The sequence below is a fragment of the Streptomyces sp. CBMA123 genome (assembly GCF_014596465.1).
Taxonomy (GTDB): domain Bacteria; phylum Actinomycetota; class Actinomycetes; order Streptomycetales; family Streptomycetaceae; genus Kitasatospora.
Genome location: NZ_MECK01000632.1, coordinates 49,044 through 71,748 on the forward strand (window position 1 = coordinate 49,044; position 22,705 = coordinate 71,748).

A 22,705-nucleotide genomic window follows, 5' to 3' on the forward strand; every position below is an offset into this window, starting at 1 on the left:
CGACCGGCCTCCCAGCCGTCGCAAGGCGAGGAACGCCGCACCAGCGCCTGCCGACGGGTTTGGTGGTGGCGGTCGCGTGACCGGTCGCGTTGCCGATAGCCTGGCGCCGGCGAGCTGAGCGCCCATCCCGTTGTCGTGCGCCTATGCCGCGCGAGTCCCGGGAGAAGGTCCTACGGGATCCATGCCTCCGGACTTCATGAACCGTCGGATCCTCTTCTTCACCGGCCGATGGCGTGGGCACACAGTGCCGGTCTCCGAGGAGACGATCGTGACCAAGCGCAACACCGACCAGCAGCGCGCCCGGGAGCTCCAGCAGGCCGAGGGCATCAGCTATCACGCGGCGCTCAACCGAGTGCGGGAGACGCGGGAGAGCCAGCCGGCCGGGCCGGAGATCAACTCCAGCGTGGTGCTGACCGAGTCCACCCTCATCGCTCTCGCATCGGCCGGGGGCTCGCGGTGCATGGCCTGCCACAAGCCCATGGACTTCGACGGCTGGGCGCTGCGCCTGGCCGACGTGAGCGGTCGCGGCTACTTCGACCCCGTCCTGTGCCTCGGCTGCGCCACGGCGATCGGCAAGGCCGTCGCCCACCTTCCCGCGCACCCGGCTCCGGACCCCGACGACCTGGACACCCTCTTCATCCCGGCCGGCGCCGACGGGACCGTGGCGTACCTCTCGCCGGACCGCGTCCACCTGCTGTGCCTGCGCCACGCCCCCGCAGCCCCGGCCGGTGAAGAGGACCGGTACGAGCCCGTCACAGCGGAAGACCTCCAGGCCCTCGGCACCGGATTCCGCCCGGGCGGCGGCGGGCACCACTGCAGCATCTGCAACCTGCACGTCCTGGAGGTCTTGGACGCCTGACGGGCCCCGGGCCCGGACGCCAGGAGCGGGCCCGGCCTCCCGGCCCGGGGCCTGTCACACCCGTCCGGACGCACCTTCCGCCGCCCGCCCGGCAGGCCAAGGGTCTGTCAGAACTGCCTGCGGCGCACCCTGGTGCGGGCGGGCTGGGCCTGGTCAGTACCGCGCAGCGCGAAGGCCGCGGCGCGGGTGCGCTCCAGCCAGCTCATGACCTGGCGCAGCGTGGCGGGGTCGAGGTGCTGGGTGAGGTCGCGGACGGCCTGGTGGTCGTCGTCGGTCAGCGTGTAGAGGCCGGCGCGGTCGAGGGCGGTGTAGAGCGGCTGGGCAGTGGGGCCGGCGAGGCGGCGGTGGGCGGCGTCGGTGCTCTGGCGAGCCTGGCGGGCAGCCTCGCGGGCGCATTCGGCGACGTCCTGCTGGTGGCGCTCACGGCGCAGCGCCTGCTGGAGGGCGGTGTCGTGGTCGGGGTCGTAGCGCTCGGCCCGGGTTTCGGCGGTGTGGTCGCGGACGCGCTGCCACTCGGCGCAGGTGTCGGCCGCGGTGGCGAAGGCGGCCTCGTCTCCGGCGTCGGCGTGGCGGTCGGCGGCGCGCTCGTCGTCCCGGGCCCGGTGCAGGGCCTGCTGGAGGTTCTCCAGGGTCATCCCGGCCGCCCGGCGGCGGACCCGGCTGCGGACGCCGCCGAGCAGCCCGTGCTCCTGGTCGTCGGGCTCGTCCTCGCCCTCCTCGGCGAACGGGTCGTACTGGTCGGCGTTGGCGGGGTGCTGGGCGAGGGCGGCGTGCAGCGTCGCGCCGGCCTCCCATGCCTCGGCGTGCACGACGGGCTCCGGCACGGCGAGGCCCGGGCGGGCGCTGCGGACGATCCGGCCCTCGACCAGGGCCACCCAGCCGTCCAGGCCGTCGACGTCCTTCTCCACCCAGCCGCGGGCCAGGTCCGCGCCGTGGTGAAGGGTGCGGATGCCGTCATGCCGGGTCCAGCGCAGCCACATCGAGCCGCGCACCAACGGGGAGTCGAGGATCGGTCGGCCCAGGTCCCGGTCGGCGGGCGCGGGCCGGCTGCTGCACAGCGGCCAGCTCCAGCCGTTCGGGCGCGGCGGCGCGGGCCGGGTCGGGGCGGGTGGTGTCGGTCATCGCGCGGTGCCTCCGGAAGTCAGGAACGAGGTACGGGCGGCCGTCCCGGCCTGCTGGGCCGAGGCGGCGGGGTCTTGCGGGGAGGGTCAGCCGGTGACGGTCTCGGCATGCCGGGTGAGCGCGTCCAGGAGCGCGGTCTGGTGGTCGGTCAGCTTGCCGTCAGTGCGGGCCCCCGCCTGCTTGCGCAGCCAGGTGCCGGGCCGGAACGCGGGGTCGGCTTCGCCGCCGGTGCGGTTGGCCGGGCCGTCCAGGGTGCCGCCGGCGGCGAGGTAGGCAAGCAGGCGACGGTAGGAGCGGTTCCAGTCCGGCTCGAGGCGCCACAACTCGTCCAGGGCGTCGAGCTTCGCGACCTGGACGGTGGTGAGGCTGTCGGCCTTGCGCTGGCGGCGCATCCACGCGCCTCACCCAACTCGGCATGACTGGGAGTAACGGCCGATCTCCCCGGCGTGGATTCCGGGAAGTCCATACCCTGACGTTGCGGGGAGTCAACTGGTCTTGGCCGGCAGCGCGGGTGGCGGGGGCAGGTGCGGGAGGATCAGCGCCGCCAGCTGGCTGATGTCATTGGACGGCCCGCCTTGAAATCCCTTCAGCAGGACGGCCTTCACACGGACCCGATAGGGCCCGTCCACGATCTCCAGGTCTTCGTAGGTAAGGTCCGTCGTGGGGTGATAGGCCGAAGTAGCCATAGCGGTCATGCTGGATGGTGCCGTCAGTGCGTGGTACGAGGCTCCGAAGGGGACAATGGCGCGTTGATATTCAGTGATGTACGTTCTCGAGTTCAGGGATGCCTCGGCTGCCGAGCCGTAGTGGTAGACGTCCACGAGGATGGCCCAAGTGCCGCCACCCATGCCCAGTTGCTCCGGATTATCGCCCCACACATGCTCGGAATAGCCCTTGCCGCTCGACCCTTGCCAGTTGTGAGTGTCCGCGTAGTCCGACTCCGCGATCTCGTCGGTTCGCAGGCCAATGAACTGCGCGATGTCGATCTTCTGGAGCAGGTCCTTGGCTTGTGGGTCGGGCCGTGTGTGCTCGTCATTGATGACGATTCCGGTCGTCACGGTTGCCGCCACGGCAACAAGGCCCACGATGGCCTTCACCCACACCAAACGCCGCCGCTTCGGCTTGGACGCCGGGCTCCGAAGGATTCTGGTGGTCGGCTTTTCAGGGTCAGGGCGGCTTGTGTACTGCCTGACGCTCACCGTGGCGCCGAGTGCGACCAAGGCGTCCCTGGCAGCGACAGCGGTACCCCGATCGACCTTGCCCAGCACCTGCTGGGGTGCACTGGTGACGAGGGCCACGGCCTCCCTGGCACTCAGGGTAGTCAGGTCCATCACGACCCCGACGAGATCGAAGAGCTCGGCCGAGCCGACAGTCTTGAGGATGAGGTCGAACTCCGACGTGGGTTCGGTCCCCGGCGCCGTCATGGCGATCGCCTCGGCGACCGTGGGCCGTTCGCCGGGTTCCTTGCGCAGCAGTGCGGTGATCAGCGCCGCCAGGTAGCCGGCATGGGCAGGCGGCGGGGGCTCGTGGAAGGCGACAGCGCGCAGCGTGCCGGTGAGGGTGTCGCGTTGGAACGGGGAAGTGCCCTCAGTGGCCTGATAGAGCGTGACGCCCAACGAGAACAGGTCGCTGGCCTCGTCGCCCTGGTCACCCCCAGCGCGTTCGGGGGCGATATACGCCATCGACCCGACAATCCCGCCGTCCTGGGTGAGCTTGGTGTCGGCCTCGTTGATCGCGATGCCGAAGTCTGTGAGCAGGATGGCGCCGTCATCGGCGAGCATGATGTTGGCCGGCTTTACGTCGCGGTGGATGATCCCCGCCTCATGAGCTGCTCCCAGGGCGCTGAGAACAGCAGCGGCGATCTTCGCGGTCTCCTCGACCGACAATCGGCCCCAGTCCAGGCGGACTTCCAGCGAAGTGCCCTTGACCAGCCGCATCACCGTCCAGGGGATACCTCCCTCGATCACCACGTCAAAGACAGTGACGATGTTGGGGTGGTCCCGTAGCCGAGCGCCGTGGCGGGCCTCGCGCCCGGCGCGGACCAGGAATTCTTCCCAGTAGCCGTCGGGAATGCCCGGCCGCCGTAACGCCTCCTTGATGGCGACGTCGACGCCCAACTGCTGATCGTGGGCCCGCCAGACCCGCCCCATCCCACCCGAGCCGAGGAGCTCGAGCAGCCGGTAGCGATTCGCTATCACCCGTATTGGCGTCGTATCCGAGTCCAACGAAAGCCCCCCTGATGGTTGTTGACACAACGCCAATTGGCAGGAGCAGTGTAGTGAGCGATGGCGGCCCCGGAAGACGGTTCGGCTACGCCCACCCAGGTCATGGCACGCGACAGGTGGCGCGACAGCACCCCATGCGACAGGGGGTCGCGACAGCCCCCGCGACAGCTGCGAGGTGGCCGGCACTCAGGCGGCGCGGTCCTTCACCGGGTACAGCTTGGCGTGCAGCACCCGCACCTCCCACCACGGATCGTCCGGGGCGGAGAGCAGGGCAGCCATCTGCTCGCGCTTGGTCGGGGCGGGCAGCAGCAGCTGGCCCAACTTCTCCGTCTCCCGGTCGCTGGCGCACTGCGGGCACTCCAGCCGGGCGGGGCCGGCCTTCTCGGCCAGCTCCAGCTTCGAGCCCTCCTTCCCCCCGATCGAACCTCTGCACGTCCAGCACGGGCGCAGCGCGGCGTTCGCCGTGCGGGCTGCCTCCAGTTGCTCTTCGGCCTCCCGCTCCAGGCGCTCGGTGTGCTCCCGGTGGCAGGTCCAGCAGCGGCCACCCGGGCGGCGGGTCCACTCCACCTGTCGGCCGTCGGGGCCGTAGTGCCAGGTGCTCTCCTGCTTGGGGACGTCGCCGCAGTCGGCGCAGGCGAGGGTGCGCATCCACTCTCGGTGGTCCTGGCGGGCCTTCTTCTCCCGGGCCTTCTGGCGCTGGTCGTAGGCGGCGCGGTTGTTCGGGTTCTCCAACGCCTCGAGCAGGGAGTGCCGGCCGGGGACGCCGTAGCGCCACCAGACGGGGCCGAGGGGGCCGTGCTCGGCCAGCAGTTCCAGCGTGGTCGCGAGGATGGGCACGGCGTCGTCGTACTCGCGCCAGCCGTCGCCGTCGTTGTCGTCCTGCGGGACGGTCCACCACTGCCCGCGCCAGCACTCGGCTGACAGGTCCGCCACGGCCTCCTGGCGGCCTGCCAGGGGCGACGGGTCCGGCGCCGGTGACGACCAGGGCGACGGGGGGGTAGCCGGGTCGTGGTCGGCCAGCGTGGGGTCGGTGCTCTTCACCCTGGTGCGGAACAGCTCGAGGTAGGCGGTGAACTTCGCGGCGACCCGCTCCGGCGCCATGGTAGAGCGGTCGACCTCGACCATCAGCACCGGCACACCAATCTCCGAGGCCTGCCACACCGCGTCCGGCCGGACCTTGCGCCGACCGCCCGGCAGCAGGAACTCAACCTCGGTCGCCCAGTCGGTCACGGTCCAGCAGACCGAGTGCCCTGCGTGGGTGGGTGGGGGGTCAGACGGTGCGCGCGAATGTGGTGGGCACCTTCGTCTGACGGAGATCAGACGGAATCCTGTTGGGGTGCACCTCAGGCATCGAGGTTCGTACAAAGCTCTCCAGACCGCTGCCTGGGCGCATGTACACGTAGTCGGCCGAAGCGCGGATCTGGGCAGCGTTGATCCGATCCACGCTGGCCGCGTCCATGGTGCTGTAGCCGCGACCGGCACCGAGCACGGCCAGCAGCCTCGGGCTGAGCGGCAGCACGAGTTCGTCGCAATTTTCTATGCCGTGATTTTCCAGTGGGCCGGTGCCGAGAGAGCCCTCACGCAGGGCCAGTACGGGTACGTCGCTGATGAGCAGCTCGCCGTCGGTAAGCCTGCGGAGTTCGACGGGCTGTTTGGCGAGCATGCGCTTGTATCGACGGAAGCGCTCGACGACAGTGGCGTGGAAGTAGATCCCCCGGTCCATCTGCGCTGACAGTGAGGCAATGAGATCCTCCGCCATCACCCGTAGGCCGCTCTCATCGGGTGTCCACCCGAACCGTTCCCGGTGCAAGTGCACAAGAGCCTCGCGGCGTTCTGTCATCCACCGGGTGATGTGGCGGTCGTGATGCTCGCGCCAGGTCTGCTCGCTGATGATCAGCATGGGAATGCTGCGCACGGTGTGCAGGATTATGGCTTCGCGGACAACATCCTGGTGTCGGCTGGTTCGGAAGAAGTCGCCTGACTCTGCAGCGTCGATGGCGCTGTGCAGGAGGGTCTCGGTTTCGGCCCACACTTGTTCGCTCGCTTTGGAGGCGTAGCGGATGAAGTTCGTGAACTTGCCGCATCCGGCTGGGCCGCGGTCGATGGGCTTGGCGCTCGGCCGGGAGCGGTTGAGGTAACGCACTTTGCGCTCGCCCTTGGCACCCACGGCTTCTGCAAAGCGTTCCAGCAGGACTCGCGAGACGACGTGCTGGTCTGGGCGCAGCTCGCGGGGTTCCTGAAGAAGTTTCAGCACGAGCCGGTCGTACTCTGCAGGGGTAGGGGGGCGGAGGTAGCGCATGCTGATCACCGGATAAGACTCGCACGCTGCCGTCGTCTCGCACCGGCCCTTGTCGCGCGGCCGGGCTGGGCCCGTAGCCGCCGAGGCACACGGCCGTTGCCGTTCGGACACTCCGGGCCCGCCGGATCGGGCAGGATGTGATCGAACGTTTCGGGGGGCAAACAAGGTGACGGGGGTTGCGTGATGGGGCGTACGGCACGGCGCGGGGGCGCGGCGGTGACTGCTGTGGTGGCGCTGGCGCTGGGGGCAGCGGCATGCACCGGGCAGGGCAGCACAGGGGCAGCCGCATCCACAGCAACGGCGATGGCCGCCGCGACGGCAACCCCGACGGCGACCCCGACGGCGACGGCGCACCCTGTGGTGCTGCCCGAGCCCGCCCCGGCGGCGGCGCAGTGGATCGTGGACCAGCTGGCCAAGAACCCGCCACAGCCCTGCCCCGTCCCCACGCTGGCGAACCTGGTGATGCTCGACCGCAGCGAGGACGCCCACGACCGGGCGGACGTGGTGTGGTTGAGGGACGACTCCTACCTGTGCCTCGCCTCGATCAGCCGTGTCAACGGCAACCTGGCCACGGGGGTCTCCTACGGCTCGATCGCGTCCTACATCTCCGGGCAGAGCCCGTCGACGATCGGCGGCTCGCGGCAGCCCTCCTACTTCACAGTCTTCCCCGTCGACACCGGGCAGGTCGTGCTGCAGGGCGGGGGGAGCCGGTTCGGACCGCTGCACCAGCGGACGGTCGACCTCGGCGCGGGCAAGGCGATCACCGTCGTCCAGTACCGCTACGCCGTCGAGCCGACGCCCGACCCCGATTCGTCGGTGGTCGAGCTTCCGCCGAGGGAGGACCCGGACCACCCGGCCGAACTGTGCCCGTCCGTCCAGGAGCCGTGCCGCCTCGCGGACGTCTACTGAACCCCACGCGCCGACTCCGACAGAGGCAGTGACCGAACGCTTGAGCAGACCGGTTGTGCAGGGTCTCTGACCAGGGACGGGGCCCGCCCGTTGCTCCCAGAACCCAGGCTGCCCAGGCCCCGAGAAGGCACAGGAGACCGCCACCCACAGGTGGCGGCCTTCCGGTCGGGGGTGTCCCCCTGACGGTGGCCGTGCCGGTCGGGGTGGCGGACGGACATGATGGGAGTCGGTCAGCGGATCCCGCCGGTGAGCGGGGCGGCACTTCGGATCGGCCTCTTCCTCGGCTATCGCGAGGAAGAGGTGTCGCCTGGGCCGACCCGGTTGCCCACCGGCGCTGACCTGCGTAAACGATGTTCAGCTGAGAAGGCCGCCGCAACTCCCGGTGCAACGCCCGGTGCAACCCCCCGGCCCACTGTCCAGACAACGGTCCAGCACCCCATTGAAGCAACCGTCTGCAGGGCAGTCGCCGGCGCTGCAGCCTCGGCGCTACCGGCCGCCCAGATTCTGGGCGAGTTCCAGGCGCAGCAGGGTGATCGCGTCGTCGGGGTTGGCGGACAGCAGTACCTGGGTGTCGGCGGCGTCGGTGACGGGCCGGGTGTCGATGGGTGCGACCCAGGCGTTGTCGTCGCCGAAGGCGTCCAGTTCGCTCCAGCCCAGGAGTCGTCCGCTGTGCTGGAGGGCTTGGATGCCCGGGGAGTGGGGCCAGGTGAGGCGTACCAGGCCGTCGCCGACGGCGTAGGAGTGCTCTGGTCGGCCGAGGCCGCGTTCGGTGGGCGGTGTCCGGTCGGTGGCCGGCTCGGTTCGGCCGGCCGGCTCTCGGGGGTCCTCAATGCCGGTCGGCGGGGGCCCTGTTTCGCCCCGGGGTGCAATGGGAGCGGCTGTGCGCGAGACGGTCCGCTCGCCCTCGGCGGCGCCGGGCGGGGTCGCCGAAAGGGGCTCCGTCTCACCCCGGGGCGAAACAGCGGGGATGGGAGCGGCGGGATCGGCCCCGTCCTGCTGGGTCGGGTGGGCGGCCAGGAACCGTTCGGCGAGCTCGCGATGGCACATGGTCAGCGCGTAGGCGGCGTGGAGGACGTCATCCAGGGCCTGGCGGGCCAGGGCGGAGTCACTGTGGCGGGCGGCGCGGTCGAGCTGGAACAGGAACGCCTTGTCCTGGCAGAGCAGTTCCTCGCTGACGGCGAGGAGCTCGGCCACCCCCGGGCCGGCCGCAATGTCATCGGGCAGCGAGGTTCGCCCCGAGGTGATTCCGCGGCCGCAGCGAGCGCCTGCGCCTGCTTCTCCTTCTCCCGCTGCCGATCGGCCCTCGACGAACACGCCTTCGAGCAGTACTTCCGCGGGCGCCCGCTCTTGCCCTTGCCGCCCGGTTCCATCTCCGCGCCGCACACGACGCAGGTCGGTCCGCCGAACGCCATCTGCTCGGCGACCGCGTTTTGCCCCGGGGAGGAATTCATGGTCGGGGTGATCGCCCAACTACCAGGCTTTCTCCTCGGGGAGCAATGCCGTGCGGCGCAGCGGCCCCGTGGTCGTGCTTGGGGCCCGTGTGACTGCAACCGATACGTTGCGAGCCCATGACCCCGAAAGCCCCTCGCCGTCGATGAAACGGCAGGTCAGCGTGTGACTGAGCGGGCTATCTGTCACCAGGCTGGGTGCGTCACCTGGGGTGCAGCACCGTTCTGAGCTCGATAGTTGTCACCGTTTGGGCGTTCTTGTTGTCCCCAGCTACGGCTTTGCGGGCTTGTTGGCACCAACTCCGCTGCTCGGGACGCCACCGGAACCAGTAGTCCAGACCCTCCACCCGGTAGCGGGCCCCGACGTCGAACCGCAGCTCGCCCACCAGCCGCCCTGGGTCGTCCGGCGCCTGACGGTGCGGCGCCAGTAGCAGGGCCAGTTCGTCGTAGCGGACATCGATCCCGCCAAGGCCCGGATGGCTGTCCGACCCGACCGTCCCGGCCTGGTAGTGCTCGTTCCACCTTGCGAAGATCGCCCACTGCTCGCGCTCCAGCTCCACCGCGGCCTCGCTCGCGGGCCCGACACGGTACTCGTCGGCGTGGTCGTAGTCATCGTTCTGGAAGTAGTGCGGCTTCCCATCGATGTCAGCGAGGCCGGCGCGCGGCCCGTCGTACCACTCCAACTCGGCGTACACACGCTCGAAGCCGCCCTCGATCAACTGCTCTTCGTCCCAGGTCTCAGCCACACGGGCAGGCTACTGACGAGGGGCCTCCGCATCCATGATCACGATCTACGGCTGGAGCACCAGAGGCCACGAACCGAGCCAGGCACACCCTGCCCTCGGATCGGCTCTGTGGCAGATACAGCGCCCAGGTGACCACTACCACGCTCAATCACAGTCAGGGTGGGGTAACCCAGCGACTCCCAGGATGCGGCTCGGATTCGCAATGTAGCGATCGCAGTCACGCCCGGGGCATGCCCCGGGTTCGCGTGGGCAAGCGGGAGCTTGCCCACTGTCTGTGTGGCCCACCTGGCTTGCCCGGTCTGGTGGGCAAGCCTGTGGCCTGGGCTTTCCGGGGGCCGGGCAAGCCTGCGGGCATGCCGGTGTGAGGAGGGTTCATGGCATCGATCTGAACGGAGAGGTGCCATGACCACCCCTGTCTTTTCCCCCTTCGGGGTCTTTGCCCGCCTGGACGCCGAGTGGGCGCTGCTGTGCGCGGACCAGACCGTGCGGTCCGTCGTGACGGGCTGGCTGGAGGCCGATCGCCTGGCGCCCGCTGCCGCTGCGGCGGCCGGTGCGTGGGCGGCGGATCTGGGTCCCGATCAGGTCCTGGCCGCCCTGCGTCCGGCCGGCGAGCGCGGGCTCGGTGACGGCCAGTCCGACGCGATGCTGCGGGCTCTGCTGCGGCGCGTGCGGTGCTGACGCCTCGGCGGCGCTCGCGGCGCGGATCGTGCTGCAGGCGATGGTGCCGGCGGCTGTGCGGCTGGCCCGCGGGCAGGTGCGTCCCTTCGGCGGCCGGTCCTTCGAGGACGTCGCCCAGGTGGTCGTCGCCGCGCTGTACGAAACGGCGGTCTCGGGACGGGTCCACACGCGTCCGGGCCGGCCTGCGGCGAACCTCATGCTGGATGCACTTCGGCGCACGTGCCGTGAGGTCGGCGCCGACCGGGAAACGGGAGACACGGCGGCCGTAGCCCGGTGGCCGGTCAGGGGGTGATCGCGAAGCACGGCAGGGCTGTGGGCGACCCGATCAGGTCACAGCGCTGACCACCCGAATTTCGAGGCGATCGGGTCCAGGGCGGCCGGTATCGCGGCACATGCCGTGTCCCACAGCGATCATGTCTCATTGGGCGGCAGTCAGTTTGGCGAGACCCGAAGTGCGTGCCTTGCTGTGCATGTCGCATTCTAACGGCACGAGAAGGTTGTTGGGGTGACCGAGATCACGTGTCCGGTCGGGTGTTCCGCTGGAGGCTGGCGGGTCTGCATCGGCCTTCGGCCGATCCGGTAGTGCCGCGCCCGCTTCGCTGCGTCTGGCCGGACGGCGGCGTGAGTGCCCTTCCGCCTGGCGTGTTGGGCTTCCAGCCGCGCGGAAGCCCCGGCAGGGGCTCCTCCGGACCCCGCCCCCGCCGGATCCATTTCCATGGCTGATGCGCCTGGCCGCAATCACGAGGTACGCGGCGGGCTGTGTGCCCTGCCGCGTACCTCGGATCACGCTCGTCAGCTGGTCTTGAAGGTGTCGGAGTTGATGGTGTACCAGGTGCTCCACGGGCTGCCGTTGGTGCTGTAGGCGTGGGAGATGACGCCGTTGGTGCCGAGGGCGAAGACTTCGGCGGTGTTGGTGTTGGGCTCGTAGACGGCGGAGGGGGTGCCGGCGAACTTCCAGTTGCCCATGCTGTTCCAGGCGGACCAGGTGCCGTTGTTGTAGTACTTGTGGTTCATGGTGCCGTCGGTGCCGATGCCGAAGACCTCAACGGAGTTGACGCCCGCGTTGTAGACGGCGTTCGGAGTGCCGGTGAAGTGGTAGCCCGAGTCGAGGGTGGACCAGGTGCTCCACGGGGCGGCGTTGGTGCTGTAGGCGTGGGACATGACGCCGTCGGTGCCGTTGGCGAAGACCTCGGCGGTGTTGTTGCTCGTGTTGTAGACGGCGCTGGGGCTGGCGGTGAAGCGGTATCCGTTGTCGAGGGTGGTCCAGGCGGACCAGGGGCTGCCGTTGGTGCTGTAGGCGTGGTTCATGACGCCGTTGGTGCCGATGGCGAAGACCTCGGCGGTGTTGGTGCTCGGCTCGAAGATGACGGCCGGGGAGCCGGCGAAGGAGTAGGAGCCGTTGAGGGTGGTCCAGTCCGACCACGTGGAGCCATTGGTGTAGTAGGCGTGGTTCATACGCCCGTCGGCACCGATCCCGAACAGCTCGATCGACTTGGTGGCCGGGTTGTACACGGCGGAGGGGGAGTCGCTGAAGGTGTAGGTGCCGATGGCGTTCCACGCGCTCCACGGGGCGGCGTTGGTGCTGTAGGAGTGGTAGATCTTGCCGTCGGTGGCGACCGCGAAGACCTCCTCGGTCTTCGTGTCGGGGTTGTAGACGACCGCGGGCTTGGACTTGAAGGTCCCGCCCAGGGACGTCCAGGAGCTCCAGGCACCGCCGCTGGTGCTGTAGGCGTGGTAGATCGCGCCGTTGGTCCCGACCGTGAACGCCTCGGCGGTGGCGGTGTCCGGGTTGTACAGGCTCTGCGCCGCGAACTCCACCGGCGCAGGCGCCGGGGTCGGCGTCGTGGTCGGGTACGGGTTGGCGGTGTCGCTGCCCAGGCCGGCCTGCGGACCACAGGTGGGCCAGGCGCCCTGTCCCTGCCCCGCGAGCACCTTCTCGCCGATCAGGATCTGCTGCTGCTCGGTGGCCTGGTTCGGATAGGCGGCGTACTGGGTTCCGCCGTACGCCTGCCAGGTGCTCAGGGTGAACTGCAGGCCACCGTAGAAGCCGTTGCCCGTGTTGATCGACCAGTTCCCGCTGCTTTCGCACTGGGCCACCTTCTCCCAGGTCGAGACCGAGGCGGCGTGGGCTGGGGCCGTGTTCAGCGAGACCGACGCCAGAGCCGCGCCGAGGACACCGAGAGCGGCAGCGATCTTGATCTTGGCGGGAGAGGCGGTGCGTATCATCGTCGATCCTTCGAGGTGGCTGGACGTCGTCAGAGGGCCTGGTGGAGCTGTGGGCTGATGAGCGCCTAGGGGGCGCTGGCGTGCGCCGCTGGGGTTGATGCCGGGGATCCACCAGTGAGCACGGTCAGGGGGCGAGGGCGGGCGCCGGGTGGAGAGCCGGCGCCCTTCGCGGCTGGTGCGTCAGCTGGTCTTGAAGGTGTCGGAGTTGATGGTGTACCAGGTGCTCCACGGGCTGCCGTTGGTGCTGTAGGCGTGGGAGATGACGCCGTTGGTGCCGAGGGCGAAGACTTCGGCGGTGTTGGTGTTGGGCTCGTAGACCGCGGAGGGGGTGCCGGTGAACTTCCAGTTGCCCATGCTGTTCCAGGCGGACCAGGTGCCGTTGTTGTAGTACTTGTGGTTCAGGACACCGTCGGTGCCGACCCCGAAGACCTCGACGGAGTTGACGCCCGCGTTGTAGACGGCGTTCGGGGAGCCCTTGAAGTGGTAGCCCGAGTCGAGGGTGGACCAGGTGCTCCACGGGGCGGCGTTGGTGCTGTAGGCGTGGGACATGACGCCGTCGGTGCCGTTGGCGAAGACCTCGGCGGTGTTGTTGCTCGTGTTGTAGACGGCGCTGGGGCTGCCGGTGAAGCGGAAGCTGGTGTCGATCTGGGTCCAGGCGCTCCAGGGGCTGCCGTTGGTGCTGTAGGCGTGGTTCATGACGCCGTCGGTGCCGATGGCGAAGACCTCGGCGGTGTTGGTGCTCGGCTCGAAGATGACGGCCGGGGAGCCGGCGAAGGAGTAGGAGCCGTTGAGGGTGGTCCAGTCCGACCACGTGGTGCCGTTGGTGTAGTAGGCGTGGTTCAGGCGGCCGTCCGTGCCGGTCCCGAACAGCTCGATCGACTTGGTGGCGGGGTTGTACACGGCGGAGGGGGAGTCGCTGAAGGTGTAGGTGCCGATGGCGTTCCACGCGCTCCACGGGGCGGCGTTGGTGCTGTAGGAGTGGTAGATCTTGCCGTCGGTGGCGACCGCGAAGACCTCCTCGGTCTTCGTGTCGGGGTTGTAGACGACCGCGGGCTTGGACTTGAAGGTCCCGCCCAGGGACGTCCAGGAGCTCCAGGCACCGGAGTTGGTGCTGTAGGCGTGGTAGATCGCGCCGTTGGTCCCGACCGTGAACGCCTCGGCGGTGGCGGTGTCCGGGTTGTACAGGCTCTGCGCGGCGAACTCCACCGGTGCCGGAGCGGGCGCGGGGGCCGGGGTCGGCGCGGGGTCGTCGGTGATGTTGTTGTAGCGCAGGCCGATGTAGTTGCCGGTGGGCCAGCCCTCCAGCATGCTGTTGTTGATGTTGGCGCGGGTCGGGCCGTGCGTCGGGTTGTGGCTGTTGGACTCGGCGTAGTACGTGAAGTCGCCGGTCGACTGGTTGGTCCAGCCCGCGAACAGGAACGTGTGGTCAGCGGTGAAGTCGAGCGCGTCGCCGGGCTTCAGCTGGGAGAAGCTGATCTGGGTGGAGACGTTCGGCAGGGTCATCGTGTTCAGGCTGTCGGTCAGGTGCCAGGCCATGGACACGTAGCCGGAGCAGTCCTCGCGGTAGGTTCCGTTGGCGTCGGTCTTGTAACCCGACTGGTTGTAGGGGACGCCCTCGTCCACCCAGCTCTGGGCGCGGGCCAGCACCTCATTGCGGGTGATGGTGCCGCCCGCAGTCGAGGCCGCCTGTGCCGGTGCGGCGGCCGTGAACATGGTGGCGCTGACGCCGACGGCGACGAGGGTGGCGAGTGAGCGTGCGGCAGCGCGGGAGACGCGGGACATGGATGGGTTCCTTCTCGGTGTCAGGTTCGGGATGAAGTCGGGCGGTGAGCGCGGCTAGGGGCGCTGCTCGGCTGCCGCAGGCGCGGTGCTCAGCTGGGTGGCCAGGTTGCTCAAGGCGGTTTGGTCGTCGGCCGCCGTCAGCGCGCCAGCTCCGGGAATGTCTGCGGGGACGGCGAACTGGAGGGATGTCAGGACGTTTTGATGGCGAACCAGGTAAATGTGGCCGGTCTGCGGGCCGGGGGCGGACATCCCGGCGACGGCGGTCCACTGCCGCGAGTAGGCGGTGCCCTCGGCGGTCGTGGCGGTCGTGGCGACCTGGGCGTCCTGCGGCAGCTTCGCGGCGCTCTGCAGGGCGCGGGACTGCTGCTGGCAGGTGTTCATGGCGCTGAGGAGGTCCGTGTACGCCTGCTGGGCCGTCGCGGCGTCGGTGAAGGTGAAGGTGTCCTGGATAGCCGGGGTCTTGAAGCTGCTGACGTAGCCCTGCTGCTGCCAGGTCGTGGCGCCCTTGACGGCGGCGCACTCGTTGAGGCGCACGTCATGCGCGGTGGCCTGGGTCTTCGGCTGCGCGATCGGCTTCCAGGCGGCAGCGGCGTTGTCGGGCAGCTGCGCGGGCGGCAGGGGGGCGGGTGCGGCCGCCGGCGCACGGTCCGCCTGCTTGGAAGTGGCGGCCGCGCCCGGTGCGGGAGGAGCCGGCCGCGCTGCTGCCGCGGTGCCGGCGGCAGTCGGCTGGGAGGTGGGCGTCTGCGGGCCCTGTCCGGTCGCTCCGACCGGCGAGTCGGCCGGCGTCGTGACCGGAGTCGACGAGGCTGCCGGGGCGGATGGGGCTGCGGCGGACGCCGACGGAACCGGCGTGCTTGCGGGCGCTGCCGCCGAGGCCTGGGCGCCGGTGTCTAGGCCAGCCCAGGCGAAACCGCCGGCGGCGACGGCGCACACCGCGACGGCAGCGCGGACGAGAGTCGAAGTCTTGGTGGCCACAGGGGTTCTCCTGAGTTGGCGCGGAGTGGGTGTCTGGTATCAGGGCGGTGGCAGTAGAGGGCGGCCCGGAAGGCTCGCTCAGGGCACGCCGGCAGGACGCCCGGCGCGATCAGGGCTGCGGCAGGGCAGAAGGCGCCGGCGAAGGCTCAGGGAGTGGAAGGAGGGCGGCGAATCGAGCGCGGCCCGGGTTCGCGCCGCAGGCCCGGACGCCGGCCGGACGGAGCGGGCCGGGCGGGCGCGGTGCTCAAGCGGTGGTGATGCCCTCGCATGCCGTGAGCGGCTCGGGCGACAGGTAGCGCCGGTTGAGCCGGGGCGAGGTCCGGTGGCTTCGGGCGATCAGGGTGTGGGCGCGCTGGAGGGCGCTCGGCACGCCGGGGGAGTCCGGGGTCAGCAGGTAGATCAGGAGGTCGACCCGTCCGGGTTCGGCACGTGCGCTGACGTGCTGGAGCCCGTCGCCGGGCAGGCAGTGGGCCCACAGGGCGTCCACGACCTCGGCTTCGTGGCTCGACTGGACGCCGCCGTCGGACTGTCGGGGGATCAGGCTGACGTAGATGATCTCCATGACCGGCTCATCCGCCCCAGCCGGTGCTGTCCAGGGACACGGCCGGGGCCGGGGCGCCAACCGGGGCCGCCACGGCGGCGGAGGGCACGAGGGTGATTGCGGCGAGGGTGACGGTGGCGACCGCGGCGGCCTGGGCGATACGGGTGCGGAGCATGGTGGGAGTCCTTCACTGCTGATGGGTGTGGCTGTCCTGTGCCGGCAGGGCGCCCCGCGGTTGGCGCTTCGTCCGGTTGCCGCCCGGGGTCTCTCCCTGGCGGCGATGAACAGCTTTGCCGCTCGCCGGCGCCGCCGGAAGGTGTTCCGGCTGTCGCCTACCGGACTGTCCGGAGTCGGACATGTGCCGCATGTACATGACATAGCTTTTGCTGCAGTGACCTGCGACGCAATCCCCGCATGGATGGCGCAAGGCGGCGCAAACCGCCCGAGTGGATCTTGAGTGAAGTATCGAAAAGCTGCTTGGATGGCCCCGAACGTTTGATCGTCCGACAGGGCTACCGGGGGGAATCATGCTTGAGGTGCTGGGACTGACCGCTCCGGCCGCAGCGGTGTACCAGGCCATGCTCGACCATCCCGCTTTCAGCGTGGACGACATCGCCATCCACTGCGGCCTGACCCCCGTCCAGGTGCACGACCACCTCGACGAGCTGAGTCGGCTCACCCTCGTGCGTGCCTCCGCCGATCGGCCCGGACAGATGCGTGCCGTGAGCCCCGAGATCGGCCTGGCCGGCATCCTCGCCGGCCAGGAGGCCGAACTCGCCGCCCGCCAGGCCCAACTGGCGGCCTCACGCGCCGCCGTCACCCGCATGGTCGCCGAACGCGCCGAGCACCGCACCACCCACGGCGAACGCCTCCTCGGCATGGATGCCATCCGCAGCCGCCTCGAACGAATCGGTCACAGCGCCACCACCGAAATCCTCAGCAGCCAGCCCGCCAACCAGCGCCCCGAGGACCTCGCCGCCAGCCGCCCCACCGACGCCGAGGCGCTCGGGCGCGGCATCACGATGCGCACCCTCTACCAGGACGCCACCCGCAACCAGCGCCATGTCGCGGCCTACGCCCACTGGCTCCTCGGCCAGGGCAGCGAAGTCCGCACCGCCCCCACCATCCCCCAGCGCATGGTCGTCTTCGACCGCACCCAGGCACTGGTCCCCATCGACCCCGAGGACAACCGCAAGGGCGCCCTGTACGTCACCGAACCCGGCATCCTCGCCGCCCTGCTTGACTTCTTCGAACAGGCCTGGAATACGGCCGTCCCCCTCGGCGCCACCACGCCCGAAGATCCCCGGACCAGCCTCACTCCCACCGAACGCGAACTTCTGCGCCTGCTCAGCTCCGGCCTCACCGACGACGCCGCCGGCCAGCGCCTCGGCATCTCTTCACGCACCGTCGGCCGCCACATGTCCTCGGTCATGGAACGCCTCGGCGCCAGCAGCCGCTTTGAAGCAGGCATCAAAGCCGCCCACCAGGGCTGGCTCTGAACCGACCCCTCCCCGGCCGGACACCCAAGACGCCCTCTGCAGACCCCCGTTGCATGTTCACTCTTTCGAGTGAACATGCAACGGGGGTCTGTGCGCCATCCCACAACTGCCGCATCATCAGGCGCACCATCTCGATGCTGGCCTGCGGATCGGTGCCCTCGATCTCGAAGACGAGCAGGTTCGCGATCTTCGGCAGCTCACACAGCATCATGCCGAGCGTCGCCCGGGCGTGGTTGGGCTGCACGGTAGCGTGGGCCGCCGACTCCACCACCTTGATCGCCTCACCCCGTTGCCGTAGAGGTTCAGCCCGCTGTACAGCACCGGTATTTGACACCTCCCCGCGGAGCGGCGGCGCCGGGGATCAGCCGGCGGATTCCTGCTCGGCCTGCCACCGCTCGGCGAGCTCCTGCTTCCAGCCCTTGGGCGGCGGCCACGGCACGCCCCACGCAGCGAACTGCGCCCGGGTCCAACCGCCGGCAGGGGTGCGGGCGGCTTCGATCTCATCGGGAGAAGGAGTCACGGCACCGATGATGCCGGAGTTCCGCGGACACTGGGCGAGGTCGAGAGGACTGGGGCGCGGCTGCCGGAGAGCTTTGGCCTGCTGCCGGGCGGTAGGTGACAGGGCGCCGGGCCGCCGGAACTGCACCGCGACCGGCAGATCAGCCGTTCGGTACCGGACCTGGATTCCTCCCGGCGACGCCCTGCCTGGAGCTAGACGGGAAAGCTGTCGACGAACGCGTCCAGGCCGCCAGCCAGGTCGAGGGGTTGCAGGTCGGCGTCGTAGTCGATCCACCAGACCACCGGCACGGTGGGCGCGAGTTCGCGCAGCACGGCGTAGAGGACGGTGAGCGGGGCCGAGTGCGGTTCCCGGTCCTCGAACGAGAAGGCGCCGTGTCGCAGGTTGTACGACAGCTCCGCCCACTGGCCGGGCGCGGCTTCGACGTGGATCTCCAGGAAGTTCTCGAAGGCTCCGCTCACGGTCGCGTCCGGCCAGTGCCTGCGGACGCAGTCCTTGACCTGTTCGCCGGTGAAGGTCCAGGGCCCGGCGTGCTCGCGGTCGGCGCTGACGTAGAAGGTGGATCCCACGGGGCTGTTCTCGATTCTCTCGGTGCTGTGGCTCGTGTCCGTGGTCAGGGCTCGATGCGGACGCGTCCTTTGACGCCCTGGGCGGTCATCAGGCCCTGGAAGTAGGAGCTGGCCTTCGCGTCGTTGGTGATCAGTTCGAGGTGGTTGACCTTGTTGCGGGGGTCCTTCAGGGCGGAGGCGTACTTCTCCAGCTTCTTCGACTCGCCGTCCATCGTGTTCTCGTACACGAAGTCGAAGACACCGTCGGCGTTGTCGAGGCGGAACGGCGACTTGCAGCTCTTCTGCTGGCCGATGTGCCGGGTGGGCGGGGGGACCGCCGGGGTGATTCGGCGGTGTGTCGGATCGGTTGCCGGCCTGGGGCCGGGCTGTGTGATTCAGGGTGGCGGAAGACCATGCCCTGCCGGGCATTCCCTTTTCCGCCTTCTGGGAGTAGATCGTGACTTTCTCGCTGTCGGTTGCCGGTGGCCGGCCAGGGTCGGGTGTGAGCGGGTACCGCACCGGTTGGGCGGGCCGCCGTGGACGCGCGCTGGCCGTTGCGGCTGGCATGCTCTGTGCCGCCGGTATCACCCCGGTGGCGCTGCCCGGGACCGCCCAAGCCCAGGGCACCTGCACGACCTCCGGTAACACCACCACCTGCACGTTCGCCTTCACCGGCGCCGAGCAGACATTCACCGTCCCGGGCGGCGTCACCCAGGTCGACGTCACGGCGATCGGCGCGGCCGGCGGCCTGGAGGGACTCGGTCACGCCAGCGGGGGCCGTGGCGCTCAGGTGTCGGGCACTCTCACCGGACTGTCCGGCGGACAGACGCTCTACGTCGAAGTCGGCGGCACCGCCACCAACAACGGATCCTGTTACCCGACGTCGCTGTGCACCGGCGGCTTCAACGGCGGCGGCAACACCCACTTCGGCGGCGGCGGTGGCGGAGCCTCCGACATCCGCACCCAGTCCCGCACCGTCCCCCTCACCACCATCGACTCCCGTCTCGTCGTAGCCGCGGGCGGCGGTGGAGCCGGTGAGGCCGGTCAAAGCCCCTGCCCGGGAAGCCCGGGTGGGGATGCCGGCCAGCCGGGCGCGAACGGGGCGTGCAGCGGAGGAACCGGCGGCGGGGCGGGCACGGCCACCCAAGGCGGCGCCGGCGGCGCCGGGGGCGGCGGGACACCGTCCGGTACGCCCGGCACACTCGGCACCGGCGGCAACGGCGGCCTGAACACGGGCGGCGGAGGAGGAGGCGGCTTCTACGGCGGAGGCGGCGGCGGCAACATCAACCCCCTGATCACCCCGGCCGGAAGTGCGGGTGGCGGGGGAGGTGGCTCGTCCCTCGTCCCCGCCGGCGGCACCGGCCCCACGGTGACCAGCGCCGCCGCGAGCATCACCATCAGCTACACCACCCAGCCCACGGTGACGACCACGCTCACGACCTCGCCGAACCCGTCGCTGTTCGGGCACCCGGTCACGCTCACCGACACCGTCTGCCCCACCGGCGGCTCCACCGCGACCCCGACCGGCACCGTCACCTTCGCCGACGCCGGCGCCACCCTCGGCACCGCCCCACTGTCCCCCGGCGGAGGCGACCACTGTGCCCAGGCCCAGCTGACCTGGTCGAACCTGCTGCCCGGCAGCCACACCCTGACCGCCCAGTACAGCGGCGACACCACCTACCCGGCCCCCGCGCTGGAGAGCGCCACCCAGACGGTCAACTGCACCCGCACCGTCACCGGCTCGGTGGCCAGCGTCGTCGCCACCGGTGAGAGCACCTGCGTCCTCAACGCCACCGTCCACGGCAACGTCGCAGCCGGCCCGGGCACCGCCCTGTTCATGGGCAACTCCACCGTCCAAGGCGACATCGCCTCCTCCGGCTCCACCCTGATCGGCGTGTGCGGCACCACCGCCACCGGCTCCCTCGCCGTCTACGGCGCCAGCGGGTTCGTCGTCATCGGTGATCCCGGCGACGATTACTGCGCCGCCAACCAGATCAACCAGAAGGTGGCGCTCAGCAACAACACCGGCGGCCTGGAACTCGTCGGCAACCACATCGGCCAAAGCGTGGCGGTCTTCGGCAACAGCGGCACCGGCCCCTTCCCCGAGGACAACCGCCCCGAGATCGAAGGCAACACCATCGGCGGCTCCCTGGCCTGCTTCGGCAACACCCCGCCCCCCACCAACGACGGCCACCCCAACACCGTCACCGGCGCCCGCGCGGGCCAGTGCAGCACCCTCTAACCCACCTGGCCCGGAACCCCGCCCCCGGGTAAGCCCACAGAGCCCGCGCCCGCTGCCACACCCCACGCAGCGGACGCGGGCTCCTCGCGTCACCCGGCGCCGCTCCAGACCGCGGGTGCCGGAGTCATGGAAGAAGGGCCACGAGCACCGCACGCCGCCGGCGGGAACGCGGGTGACTCCCATTCACGCGAACAACGCCTATTCGAGCAGACGCGCGACTCCCAATCTCATGTCGAAACGACGGCACAACCCGCGTACATAGCCAGCAGCAGGAACTCCACCTCGGTCGCCCAGTCGGTCACGGTGCCGACCCCGCCCGCGGCTTCGGGCGCGCTGCCGCCCAGGACGAACGCGGTGATCGTCTCGTTGACATCCGAATTCTTGAAATTCGTGGCCCCGCAGCCACCCGAAACAGTGCCGCAGACGGTCCCCAAAGGGCCGCGGCGGGATTGCGGTGGCGGTGCGCATCTCTCCCGGCCGGGCGCTCCCGATTGCCCCTCAGGAGCCCGTCAGCAGCCTCACCAAACCGGCCCTGACCTGGTGTTTTCTCGGAAATACCCTAGGCTGGGGGCTCTGTCGGACACCCTCGGAGGGGGCATCATGAGCGAGGAATCCACGGCGTACGACGCCAGCACGATCGTGGTTCTGGAGGGCCTGGAGGCCGTCCGGAAGCGGCCGGGGATGTACATCGGATCGGTCGGTGAACGCGGCCTTCACCACCTGGTGTTCGAGGTCGCCGAGCGGGCACTGGACGAGATCCTCGGCGGCACCGCGAGCCGTGTCGAGATCACCCTCACCGCCGACGGCAGCGTCCGCGTCGCCGACGACGGCACGGGCCTCCCGGTCGAGCACGCCGGCCACAGCGACGGCCCTGCGCTGGAGAGCCGGCTGGCCGTGCTCTGCTGCGGGGCGCAGCCTGTCAGCCGGCGCTCGTTGTCCGGCGGCTACTTCGGTGTGGGACTGGCCGTCGTCAACGCGTTGTCGGGCCGTCTGACGGCCGAGGTGCGACGCGACGGCGCCCGCTGGGTGCTGGAGTACGAGCGAGGCGTAGCCGTCGCGCCGCCCGCCTGCACCGGACCGGCCGGCGGCGGCGGGACCGCGATCACCTTCCGGCCCGATGCCGAGATCTTCGAGACGCTGGAGTTCTCGTTCGACACACTGGCCGAGCGCTTCAGGGAACTGGCCTTCCTGAACCGTGAGTTGGACATCACCCTGACCGATGACCGCGAGCCCGCGGTGCCCCGGGCTGTCCGCTTCCGCTTCCCGGGCGGCCCGAGGGACCACATCGCAGAGCAGAGCGCCCCCCTCCATCCGGACGTGATCGGCCTCGAACGCGAGTACTCCGAAATGGAGGGAAGCGTCGAGGTGGCCCTGCGCTGGTGCGACTCCGCCGAGGAGCGGCTCGCAAGCTACGCCAACAGCCTGCCGACCACCGGCGGCGGCACGCACGAGCTCGGCTTCCGCGACGGCCTGGCGGCCGCGGTCAACGCCTACGCCCGCGAGCAGCAACTGCTCACCCCGTCCGACCCCGACTTCACCCCCACCCAGCTCGGCGCGGGCCTGACGGCCGTCGTGTCGGTGAAGCTCGACCACCCCAAGCTCAAGGGGGCCACCCGCGACCGACTCGGCAACGAACCCGCCCGCGCCTGCGTCGCCGAGGCCGTCCGAGAACACCTGACCGCCTGGCTCCACGCCGAGCCGGCGCAGGCTACGGCCATCCTCACCCGAATCTCGACGACCCGACCCCACTGACACCCGAGGCCCACCGGGGCGGATACCAGCACGGCCACCGGCACCCGCTTGGCCGAGGCAGGCAGCACCAGCGGGCCCAAGTCCTGCGCGACGCGGGCCTGCACGCACCCCGGCTCGCCGAGCACGGCGTCGACTGGGCGTGTTCTGGTAGGTCCGGGCCCTGACGGGCGGTGTCCGGGGCTGGCGATACGCTGCTGCCGCCCCGAGAAGGCACCGAGGGCCGTCACCTGGCAGGTGGCGGCCCTTGGGCGTTGCAGAGCCTTGTCGGTCTGGTGGCAGCGGACGGCGGAGCAGGGCCAGCGGCACAGACGAGTTCGCTGGCGCCGACGAGGAACCT

Annotated in this window: 23 protein-coding genes; 7 read left to right on the top strand and 16 right to left on the bottom strand. The window is 70.2% G+C overall.

All coding sequences use genetic code 11. The features are described 5' to 3' along the window. The first annotated feature begins 268 nt into the window (after window positions 1-268). Complete coding sequence (locus BG452_RS43360) at window positions 269-859, top strand: hypothetical protein (protein WP_188309891.1); 591 nt, start codon at window positions 269-271, stop codon at window positions 857-859. A 107-nt stretch (window positions 860-966) separates the two neighbouring features. Here the strand turns inward: BG452_RS43360 and BG452_RS43365 are convergent, their stop codons facing one another. From BG452_RS43365 to BG452_RS43385, 5 genes are all read right to left on the bottom strand, one after another. Next, window positions 967-1,851: a hypothetical protein gene (locus tag BG452_RS43365; protein ID WP_188309892.1), complete on the bottom strand. Its 885-nt coding sequence runs from the start codon at window positions 1,849-1,851 to the stop codon at window positions 967-969. A gap of 216 nt (window positions 1,852-2,067) precedes the next feature. Beyond that, on the bottom strand, window positions 2,068-2,373 hold the full coding sequence (locus tag BG452_RS43370; RefSeq protein ID WP_188309893.1) for a helicase associated domain-containing protein: 306 nt from the start codon (window positions 2,371-2,373) through the stop codon (window positions 2,068-2,070). A gap of 93 nt (window positions 2,374-2,466) precedes the next feature. After that, entirely contained in the window at window positions 2,467-4,392 is a 1,926-nt protein-coding gene (locus BG452_RS43375; RefSeq protein ID WP_317621515.1) for a ribosomal protein L7/L12, read from the bottom strand. Then, entirely contained in the window at window positions 4,393-5,436 is a 1,044-nt protein-coding gene (locus BG452_RS43380; RefSeq protein WP_188309895.1) for a replication-relaxation family protein, read from the bottom strand. It abuts the gene before it with no gap. A 40-nt stretch (window positions 5,437-5,476) separates the two neighbouring features. Beyond that, window positions 5,477-6,505: a DUF4238 domain-containing protein gene (locus BG452_RS43385; RefSeq protein WP_223243609.1), complete on the bottom strand. Its 1,029-nt coding sequence runs from the start codon at window positions 6,503-6,505 to the stop codon at window positions 5,477-5,479. A gap of 303 nt (window positions 6,506-6,808) precedes the next feature. Here BG452_RS43385 and BG452_RS43390 point away from each other — a divergent pair, with 303 nt between their 5' ends. Then, the gene (locus BG452_RS43390; RefSeq protein WP_188309897.1) at window positions 6,809-7,414 is read left to right on the top strand and encodes a hypothetical protein; all 606 of its coding nucleotides are present in this window, start codon (window positions 6,809-6,811) and stop codon (window positions 7,412-7,414) included. A 486-nt stretch (window positions 7,415-7,900) separates the two neighbouring features. On the opposite strand, the gene BG452_RS43395 is transcribed toward BG452_RS43390, so the two are convergent. Beyond that, window positions 7,901-8,608: a hypothetical protein gene (locus BG452_RS43395; protein ID WP_188309898.1), complete on the bottom strand. Its 708-nt coding sequence runs from the start codon at window positions 8,606-8,608 to the stop codon at window positions 7,901-7,903. Between the two features lie 457 nt (window positions 8,609-9,065). Next, the gene (locus BG452_RS43400; protein WP_223243595.1) at window positions 9,066-9,608 is read right to left on the bottom strand and encodes a hypothetical protein; all 543 of its coding nucleotides are present in this window, start codon (window positions 9,606-9,608) and stop codon (window positions 9,066-9,068) included. 402 nt (window positions 9,609-10,010) lie between these two features. Here BG452_RS43400 and BG452_RS43405 point away from each other — a divergent pair, with 402 nt between their 5' ends. Together BG452_RS43405 and BG452_RS43410 are read left to right on the top strand one after the other, a co-directional pair. Then, window positions 10,011-10,286, top strand: a complete 276-nt coding sequence (locus tag BG452_RS43405; protein ID WP_188309899.1) for a hypothetical protein — start codon at window positions 10,011-10,013, stop codon at window positions 10,284-10,286. A gap of 28 nt (window positions 10,287-10,314) precedes the next feature. After that, window positions 10,315-10,578 (top strand): hypothetical protein, encoded by a 264-nt coding sequence (locus BG452_RS43410; protein ID WP_188309900.1) that lies wholly within the window; start codon window positions 10,315-10,317, stop codon window positions 10,576-10,578. 500 nt (window positions 10,579-11,078) lie between these two features. Here the strand turns inward: BG452_RS43410 and BG452_RS47965 are convergent, their stop codons facing one another. The 5 genes from BG452_RS47965 to BG452_RS43435 all read right to left on the bottom strand — a co-directional run bounded on the left by BG452_RS47965 (window position 11,079) and on the right by BG452_RS43435 (window position 15,985). After that, window positions 11,079-12,512 carry a transglycosylase family protein gene (locus tag BG452_RS47965; RefSeq protein WP_317621516.1) on the bottom strand — a complete coding sequence of 478 codons (1,434 nt, stop codon included), beginning with the start codon at window positions 12,510-12,512 and terminating at the stop codon, window positions 11,079-11,081. 180 nt (window positions 12,513-12,692) lie between these two features. Then, the gene (locus BG452_RS43420; protein WP_188309901.1) at window positions 12,693-14,294 is read right to left on the bottom strand and encodes a hypothetical protein; all 1,602 of its coding nucleotides are present in this window, start codon (window positions 14,292-14,294) and stop codon (window positions 12,693-12,695) included. A 54-nt stretch (window positions 14,295-14,348) separates the two neighbouring features. Continuing rightward, complete coding sequence (locus BG452_RS43425; RefSeq protein WP_188309902.1) at window positions 14,349-15,269, bottom strand: hypothetical protein; 921 nt, start codon at window positions 15,267-15,269, stop codon at window positions 14,349-14,351. Window positions 15,270-15,513: 244 nt separating this feature from the next. Next, window positions 15,514-15,831, bottom strand: coding sequence for a hypothetical protein (locus tag BG452_RS43430; protein WP_188309903.1), 318 nt, complete (start codon window positions 15,829-15,831; stop codon window positions 15,514-15,516). A 7-nt stretch (window positions 15,832-15,838) separates the two neighbouring features. After that, the gene (locus tag BG452_RS43435; protein ID WP_188309904.1) at window positions 15,839-15,985 is read right to left on the bottom strand and encodes a hypothetical protein; all 147 of its coding nucleotides are present in this window, start codon (window positions 15,983-15,985) and stop codon (window positions 15,839-15,841) included. Window positions 15,986-16,337: 352 nt separating this feature from the next. Here BG452_RS43435 and BG452_RS43440 point away from each other — a divergent pair, with 352 nt between their 5' ends. Continuing rightward, the gene (locus tag BG452_RS43440; protein WP_188309905.1) at window positions 16,338-17,309 is read left to right on the top strand and encodes a TrmB family transcriptional regulator; all 972 of its coding nucleotides are present in this window, start codon (window positions 16,338-16,340) and stop codon (window positions 17,307-17,309) included. Here the strand turns inward: BG452_RS43440 and BG452_RS43445 are convergent. From BG452_RS43445 to BG452_RS43460, 4 genes are all read right to left on the bottom strand, one after another. Beyond that, window positions 17,281-17,580: a hypothetical protein gene (locus tag BG452_RS43445; protein ID WP_188309906.1), complete on the bottom strand. Its 300-nt coding sequence runs from the start codon at window positions 17,578-17,580 to the stop codon at window positions 17,281-17,283. The genes BG452_RS43440 and BG452_RS43445 overlap by 29 nt on opposite strands. Before the next feature lie 90 nt (window positions 17,581-17,670). After that, on the bottom strand, window positions 17,671-17,829 hold the full coding sequence (locus BG452_RS43450) for a hypothetical protein (RefSeq protein WP_188309946.1): 159 nt from the start codon (window positions 17,827-17,829) through the stop codon (window positions 17,671-17,673). Window positions 17,830-18,020: 191 nt separating this feature from the next. Continuing rightward, window positions 18,021-18,395, bottom strand: coding sequence for a hypothetical protein (locus tag BG452_RS43455; RefSeq protein ID WP_188309907.1), 375 nt, complete (start codon window positions 18,393-18,395; stop codon window positions 18,021-18,023). Between the two features lie 44 nt (window positions 18,396-18,439). Next, window positions 18,440-18,622 carry a restriction endonuclease fold toxin-2 domain-containing protein gene (locus BG452_RS43460; RefSeq protein ID WP_188309908.1) on the bottom strand — a complete coding sequence of 61 codons (183 nt, stop codon included), beginning with the start codon at window positions 18,620-18,622 and terminating at the stop codon, window positions 18,440-18,442. A 344-nt stretch (window positions 18,623-18,966) separates the two neighbouring features. Here BG452_RS43460 and BG452_RS43465 point away from each other — a divergent pair, with 344 nt between their 5' ends. Both BG452_RS43465 and BG452_RS43470 read left to right on the top strand, forming a co-directional pair. Next, window positions 18,967-20,616: an Ig-like domain-containing protein gene (locus tag BG452_RS43465; protein WP_188309909.1), complete on the top strand. Its 1,650-nt coding sequence runs from the start codon at window positions 18,967-18,969 to the stop codon at window positions 20,614-20,616. Between the two features lie 600 nt (window positions 20,617-21,216). Then, window positions 21,217-22,368: an ATP-binding protein gene (locus tag BG452_RS43470; protein ID WP_188309910.1), complete on the top strand. Its 1,152-nt coding sequence runs from the start codon at window positions 21,217-21,219 to the stop codon at window positions 22,366-22,368. Window positions 22,369-22,705 lie beyond the last annotated feature (337 nt).